Annotated in this window: 6 protein-coding genes and 1 pseudogene; all 7 read left to right on the forward strand. The window is 49.9% G+C overall.

Translation table 11 applies throughout. The annotated features are described in order from the left end of the window. The first annotated feature begins 15 nt into the window (after positions 1-15). Complete coding sequence (locus FH968_RS21055; RefSeq protein WP_139883038.1) at positions 16-2,541, forward strand: fimbria/pilus outer membrane usher protein; 2,526 nt, start codon at positions 16-18, stop codon at positions 2,539-2,541. 12 nt (positions 2,542-2,553) lie between these two features. Further along, a complete protein-coding gene (locus tag FH968_RS21060; protein ID WP_139883028.1) occupies positions 2,554-3,594 on the forward strand; it encodes a fimbrial protein in 1,041 nt (346 codons plus the stop codon). A gap of 23 nt (positions 3,595-3,617) precedes the next feature. Then, on the forward strand, positions 3,618-4,379 hold the full coding sequence (locus FH968_RS21065) for an EAL domain-containing protein (RefSeq protein ID WP_139883030.1): 762 nt from the start codon (positions 3,618-3,620) through the stop codon (positions 4,377-4,379). Between the two features lie 220 nt (positions 4,380-4,599). Next, positions 4,600-4,743, forward strand: a pseudogene (locus FH968_RS21070) (IS3 family transposase); the annotation flags it as partial. Between the two features lie 367 nt (positions 4,744-5,110). After that, on the forward strand, positions 5,111-6,280 hold the full coding sequence (locus tag FH968_RS21075; RefSeq protein ID WP_139883032.1) for a hypothetical protein: 1,170 nt from the start codon (positions 5,111-5,113) through the stop codon (positions 6,278-6,280). Beyond that, the gene (locus FH968_RS21080) at positions 6,271-6,738 is read left to right on the forward strand and encodes a three component ABC system middle component (protein ID WP_139883034.1); all 468 of its coding nucleotides are present in this window, start codon (positions 6,271-6,273) and stop codon (positions 6,736-6,738) included. Before FH968_RS21075 ends, FH968_RS21080 begins: the two co-directional genes overlap by 10 nt. Next, on the forward strand, positions 6,735-7,738 hold a 1,004-nt coding region (locus tag FH968_RS21085; protein WP_145972830.1), incomplete at its 3' end, for an AAA family ATPase. The genes FH968_RS21080 and FH968_RS21085, both read left to right, overlap by 4 nt.

Raw genomic sequence — 7,738 nt, forward strand, 5'->3', positions numbered from 1 at the left:
CTTTGTGTATCGGCAATGCCATTGTTAGTCACGCCGTTATCTTATGCTGATGAACAATTTAACACGTCGTTTATTCATGGTGACGATAACGTCGCGCTGGTTAAAGATCTTGCAAACGGTGATGATATTTTACCGGGACGTTATCCGTTCGATATTTACGTAAATAAAAAACGTGTCGATCACCGTGAAATTGAATTTAAGAAATTAAAACCCAATATCCCAGGGACGTTCTGCCTGTCTGCGGATGATTACCGTGAATACGGAATACTGGTTGCAGATACAGCAGGCAGCAGCACCTGCTATGACATCGTCAAAGCCACTCCGGGTAGTTCGATGAGCTGGAGTGCTGCATTGCAAGAACTGGATATTTCTGTGCCGCAGACATATATGGAACCGCGCCCACAGGGCATGATTTCACCACGTGTATACGAGAATGGAATCAACGCGGCATACGTTAACTATTCGTTTAGCGGTGATCACAACCGCTTTACTGATAACAACAACACCCATCAGGGCGATTACTATTTCTTATCGCTGAACAACGGCATCAACCTTGGGCCTCTGCGTTTTCGTAATAACTCCACGCTTTCGAAACAAGCGGGTGAAAAAGAGGAATGGACTCCCGTCTCTTCCTGGGTGGAAACCGATATTATTCCATTGCGCAGCCGGGTACAGGTGGGGCAGAGCAACACCAACAACAACGTTTTCGACAGTTTTCAGTTCCGTGGGATGCAGTTCTCCAGTATTCCGGAGATGCTGCCAGACAGCCTGCGCGGTTATGCACCAGTGGTGCGCGGAGTGGCTAACACCAACGCCCGCGTGGAGGTTCGCCAGAACGGTTATACCGTCTACAGTACTATGGTGTCGCCTGGGCCGTTTGCCCTTAACGATATCTATCCGAGTAATCTCAGCGGCGATCTTGATGTTACGGTTATCGAAGCCGACGGCTCGCGCCATAGCTTTAGCATTCCTTACTCTTCCGTACCGAACATGCTGCGCGAAGGGATGTGGGAATATCAGATAACTGCCGGTAAATATCATGATGGCTCAACAAGTTATCAACCAAAATTCGTACAAGCGACCGTCTCTCATGGCATACATTACGATTTGACGCCATACGGCGGCGTTTTGTTGGCTGAAAACTATCGCTCTGGGGTTCTCGGGGTCGGCACCAACTTTGGTGAATGGGGCGCGGCGTCTGTCGATGCGGCCTGGTCCGATACTGATCTTGCTTCCGGTGACAATAAACGCGGTGCCAGTTTCCGTTTCCTCTATTCCAAATCCCTCAATAGCCTGGGAACCGAATTCCAGCTTGCTGGGTACCGTTATTCAACCTCTGGCTATTATGACTTCTCCGACGCTATCAATGAGCGAGCCAGTTGGGAAAACGGTTTTTATCACACACAGTATTACGATCCGGGCAATAACCAGAACGGTGTGCCGGACTGGGCAACGAACCAGCGCAAATACTACGACACGCTGCGCTATAACAACAAACGCCAGCGCGTGCAGCTGTCGGTTAACCAGCATATTGCTGGCGCATCGCTCTACGCCATACTTTCACGCCAGAATTACTGGGGTACTTCTGCCTACGACAGAACCGTCCAGACTGGGGTGAGTACCACGTGGAAGAGCGTCAGTTACGGTATGTTTTACCAAAACAGCCGCAGCAACTACGGTTACAGCGACAACAGCATCAACTTCAATCTGTCGATTCCGTTCAGTGTCTTTGATGCCAACCGTGACATGACCGCAAGCTTTAGCGCGACCCACAGCGAGCAGAGTGGCGACGGTTATAGCACTGGTTTGAGCGGTACGTTGCTGGATGACAACCGCATGAACTACTACCTGCAAACCGGTCATACCCAAAATGGCGGGAATACCAGCCTTGCGAACCTTGGTTATCAGGGGAGTTACGGCAACATCGAAGTAGGTCATAGCTACAACACCAACTATCAACAGACCTCGCTTAACGTTTCCGGTGGCATCGTAGCGCATTCCGGCGGTGTCACTTTGTCACAGCCGTTGCAAAATACCTTTGTGTTGGTTGAAGCCAAAGGTGCACAGGGCGTGCGCCTTGAGAACCAGCCAGGCGCTGCCATCGACACCTTCGGTTATGCGGTGCAAACCTCCGCCATGCCGTATCGCCATAACCGCGTGGCGCTGCGCACATCCGACATTGGCAATGGTCTGGATATTTCGCTGGCGGCGAAAGATATCGTCCCAACCCACCGTGCGATTGGCAAAGTCGTGTTTGAAACACATCTTGGCCAAAGCCTGATGATTCACAGCAAGCTTGATACTGGCGATACACCGATGATTGGCGCCACCATATTCAACGGCCAGGGCAACAGTATTGGCGTGGTAGGGACGCAGGGTAAAGCTTACGTTTCAGGCGTTGAAAGTGGTGAAAAACTGAAAATGAAATGGGGCGACAGCGCAGACGATGCTTGCATGATGACAGTGCCGCAGTTGCCGCCGATTGATACTGATAAACCGGGTGGTTATCAGGAAGTGACTCTGACCTGCAGCACAAAATAAAGGAACCTGATAATGTGCTTTTTCAATAAACTGACCCGGGCTGGATTGATTTTTCTCTCTCTGTTGGCGACCTTATTTTCAGCAAACAGTTTTGCGCTGTCGTGTAAGGATGCCTTTACCGGGAGTGCAAAACAGGTGATCTCTTTGGATCAGCCTATTAACGTATCAACGGCTAATCTACAACCCGGCCAGCTGCTTTGGCGTTCACAGACCTTCTCCTCCACCTTTAAGTGCGAAGATACTGATGGTTTCCCAAAAGGGGAAAATGCTTATCTGTGGTGGGATCCGACCAAACTGGTGCGGAGTATCCACAATTCGCTGCAAGTTGGTGTCACCTTTAAAAGCGTTGACTACAATCCGGTAGCACAACAAAACACGCTGGTCGGGCCTGGCACTGTGTGCCGCCCTAACGGACGTGGCGGTTGCCGTAGCCCGGCACAATCACAGACGGTGAAGGTAGAATATTCGGTTTATATCAAGGCGACAGGCAACCCGCCGCCGCAAAGTGGCCAGATAACCGATAATAATCAGTATGCGCTGTTTCAGGTTGATGGTGTAGGTGGTCTGAACTCTCGCCCGGACAGTAACTTCCGTTCTTATATCACTGGCCTTGGCAACATCCGTTTTATCTCCTGTAACCCTCAGATAACTGTCGTTGCTAACAACGGGAGTACCGTGAACTTCGGCAAGATCCCGGCGCGAAATGCGGTGGTTGGCAAAATCGAAAAACAGATGCCGTTCTCCGTAGAAGCCAATCTGACCGGCGCAGGCCAGGATTGCCAGGGGAAAACGTTGATGGCCAGTTTTAGTACCACTTACCCAACCCAGGATACCACCACAATTTTACCGACCAGCAACAGTGGTTTCGGGATTTTGATTTCAAAAGCGGATACCCCTCTTACGTGGATTCCGATGAATACTCCGCAGACTCTGGGCTATATCAACGGGAGCGTTATCAGCACCAATTTTCTGGCAAGCCTGAAATGGCTGAGTACCACACCGAAAGAGGGCATGTTTAACGCCTCTGCCAATATTGATGTCACTTTTAAATAGACCAGCGTGGTAAATGTCGCAATATGACAATGATAACGACTAAACCAACCGGGATGCGCTATGTCTTTCAGCCGATGTTCAATCGTGAAGGGAAACTGATTGCGGTGGAATGTTTGTCACGGCTCGACCCGTTGAAGCATGGCCATTTTGCTGACGTGGAGCAGTTTTTCAGTCATGCATCGTTGGCGTTACGCACTGATATTCTCCTGGAACAAATAACGCTGGTGGCGCACTACCAGTCCTGGTTTCGCGACAATAACGTGATGGTGACATTAAACATCGACGAACAGACGCTGATGGCGCTTGATAACGAGAATATTTCAGAATTTGTCAATGCTACGGGTTGCCTGCACTTTGAGATCAACGAGTTCTCCCGGACCTTGACCTGCCATAACCCTACATCCCTGGCATTGAGCGAGAAATACTCGCTATGGCTGGATGATTTTGGCTCCGGGTATGCTGGATTTAGCGCCTTGTCGGTTCAGTCGTTCCGCTATATCAAGACCGACAAGTGTCTGCTATGGAGTCTGTTTGAGAAGAATAATGGCCAGGAGTTGATGTCATCCTTGCTTAGCTATTTTAGCGTGAATCATTATTTGGTGATCGTTGAGGGTGTCGAGAGCCAGGAGCACCGCCGATGGCTTGATGACATGCCCTGGTTTGCGCTTCAGGGTATGTTATGGCAAGAGTGTAGTATCCAAACACTGGTCGCCAGTACTCCGGTTTATTCATTCCAGGGGGATAGCACTCAGGTTTGTGACGCTTCGGAACTCATCAGGGTATAACTCTGTCTGTAGGTAAAATAGTCGGCGTCTACGATCAGCTGTATATAAATGCTTTCTGATGTACCTAACAAGGTGCCTAAAAGGTTCGGATTTAATTAGTTGGCTTCGGACTTCGCGGGACAAATCGAGGGCACAAAAAAGCCCGCAGGGCTTACGCCGTGCGGGCTCTTTAGACTTTATCGGATGACTCTGGTAATCATCGATTGAAGATTTTGGTGGGCTGGCAGAGCGCCACCCGCGGTACGGATTTAAGAAACTGTTCCAGTTGCTGCGTAGGCACGGGCATGCCTGGAACCATAAACGCGTTCACCGTATTTACTGCCTGCTGAAACTGAATTTTCGCCGCAAGGGGAAGCAACGTCTGCATAGTTTTTCTATTTCGGGTAATTGCCGGATTACTACACCTCTTCGGTATTCATGGGACATCCATCTGATCCCCGTTGGGTGTCCCTTTGATAGTTCTTAGGAGTTATCCCCTAATAAATGAAAGCCCTTTGCGAACACTTGGTTTGCAGTGCTACTATTTGGTGGCGTCAATTGAGTTAACTGGTTATTTATCAGTTATATTGGGGTGTAAAACCGTCGCAGTTACTGTCTTTTTATATAGTATTTGAGACTGGTCAAGTTGGTGGCAAAGTCTCAGTCGGCGTTTCCAGGAATATGGATCATCACGCTAGAGTGCATTCAGTGTAATGGTCGCTCTTGCCTCTGAAGTCGGTCATGGAATGTTTATGGATAAATTGTCAGAGAAATTGCCGTTTGATGCTTCGAAGCTTTTCGAAGCCCTCACGTATCAGTTAGTTGTTGCGCTTGAGTACTGCCATAAGCTGGAGAAGGGGAAGCGTCTCTGGGTCGAGGTGTACGGCGATGTAACCTTGGAGGATGTGGCTCAGGTGGAGGTCAAGCTGTATGCCGATACCTTGAGAGATGGCCACCAGAACATCTGGAACACCTTGAATAACTGGTTGAATAACGCGTTTGACCATCAGGCCTACGAAAGCCTGATACTCTTGACGAATCAAGAGTACTCACCCAAGTCCACTCTGACCGACTGGAACAGCGTCACCGCTGCCGAAAAGCTCGTTTTACTGAGTGCGATCTACGACGCTGCCGAGCAGCGCTTTGCCGCCTCCAAGGTGACGGAACCATCCGAGACCCTGAAGTTGCAGCGTTCTGTCATGGGTATGGCAGTAAGGAACGAACTGTTGGAGGTGCTGGAGCGGGCATTATTCATCACAGGCTCACCATCGCTCAACGAGCGTCTACACGTCTATGAGGTGGATAAGCTCAGGGTCATAAGGGAGTCGAAACGTCAAACCTTCATTGATGAGATCCTGAGTTTCATCGGCAGCACACGGTACATCAGCACTGGCTGGGAAATCACTTGTGAGGACTTCACCGCCAAGTTTGTTGAGCTGACCAAGCGCTACATGAAGCATTCAAGCATCTTCCCGGATGTCGATACCGAATCTCTGAAGCAGAATATTGACCTAGATGAGATTGCTGACCGGCATTTCGTCAAGAAAATTCGAGAGATCGGTGGTGATACACTAATCAAGAGTGCTGCGCTGCAATTGCTGATTGCAGGTGAGGCCATTGATCAACTGTACAGTGACAATCTGGCCTCTGAATTCGACGTCAAACGCTACCAAGAAAACCACCTCGTTCGTCATCAGAACGGGCGTCAGAGCTCGATGATTGACTGTATGGATGAGACCTCTCCCATCCAGTTGCAGCGCCAATCGCTGAAGTTCTTCCACAAGCAGCACGCCGAAACTGTGGTGCAGTTAAACACCTTCGAGGATACGACGGTGGACTTTCGAAACGGCATCTATCACATGCTGGCTGATGTGAAAATCGATGACGAAGATAAGGCGTTTTACTGGAGACTATGGTCGTGAACCTGACTGCTGCCGACTACATCTATACCCTGCGCCGGACGCCATTTGCTCTCGCGCCCATCATCCACTCGTTCTATGACCACTGGAATCCGACAGAGAAGGACATCCTTCTTAGCTACCTAGTGCTACCGCTAGTGACATACAAGCCCATGCATAAGTTCTTGCACTATGCCGGGAAAAACAGCTCATTGCGCACGCTGATGCAGGAGCCAAGCCGTGTTCTTGGCTTGGAGGCTAGGATCGAGGAATACAGGCCAATCACCAATGCTTCCCTGCTCATCCTTACCTCCGAGAAAAGCGTCAAGGTCAATGACGACATGTCGGTGGAACCCCAAGGCAAGATCAGGGAAGAAAATGCTAATGCCCAGCTCATCAAGTACGCACGAAAGCTCGCTATTGTGTTTAACGGTGAAAATGTTGTTTCTGTTTACAGGTCGTTGGGGTTGAAATCGCTATGAACTGCTATGTAAGGTATATCGGCGTCGTTGACAAAGACGACCGGATTCATGCTGTGGAGTTTACTCGGGGTCTGAACATCATTACCGGGAAGTCTTCGACAGGTAAGAGTGCTATCCTGGAAATCTTCGACTATTGCCTGGGCAGCAGCGAAGACACTATTCCTGATGGCAAGCTGACCGAGCGCGGCAAGACATTTTTCACCGTCCTGCAATTCCCCACGCTGACCTTGGTAACAGGGCGTACAGCAGCTTCCAAACGCTGCTTCTTGCGCGAAGTCACTGGGACAGAGGCGGACAACATTCTTGAGCTCATGGGGCACGTCGAATATTTCTTCGATGAACGACACTATATTCACAAAGATCAGTTCTTAAAGAGCCTAGGCAAGTTCTTCGGTATCACGATGGAGAACATTGATACAGACCCAATGTATAAGCAGGTCACAGGGGCCAAAGGTGCGACGCCGTCCGTGCGCAGCTTCCCGTCATTTATGCTGCAGCACCAGAATCTGGTCGCGAATAAGCATGCGATTTTCTACCGTTTCGACGAGAAGGTTAAACGAGACCAGGCGATCGACCACTTCAAGATTCTCATGGGGATCGTGAAGGAAGATTACTTTGATGTGTATAAAGATCTGACCGAGGCGTCCTATGAGCTTCGGCGTGTTGAGCTGAAAATACCGAAAGACGACAAAGCGCGAGAGGTGACCATCGCGAAATTCAACAGACTGCTGGATCAGTACCAAGCTCTTGCAGGAAAGCCCATCTTCGACATGACGGCAGATGAAATTTTCCTCAAGCCCAAGGAAGCACTCAGGCTCATGCTCGCGACCCCAGTTTACGTGGATGGTCTAGCCGACGACTACGAGAAAACCCTCAACTCCTTGCGTGACCAGAAAGCCAAGCTTGTGGCCGAACTACGCTCAGCCATTGGCCGGCTGAACCTGCTGGAACGGTCTGTCGAGCAGGTCAAGGGGATCGGCACCTCGTACGCGTCACTGAC

The organism is Buttiauxella sp. B2 (assembly GCF_006376615.1).
Classification (GTDB): domain Bacteria; phylum Pseudomonadota; class Gammaproteobacteria; order Enterobacterales; family Enterobacteriaceae; genus Buttiauxella.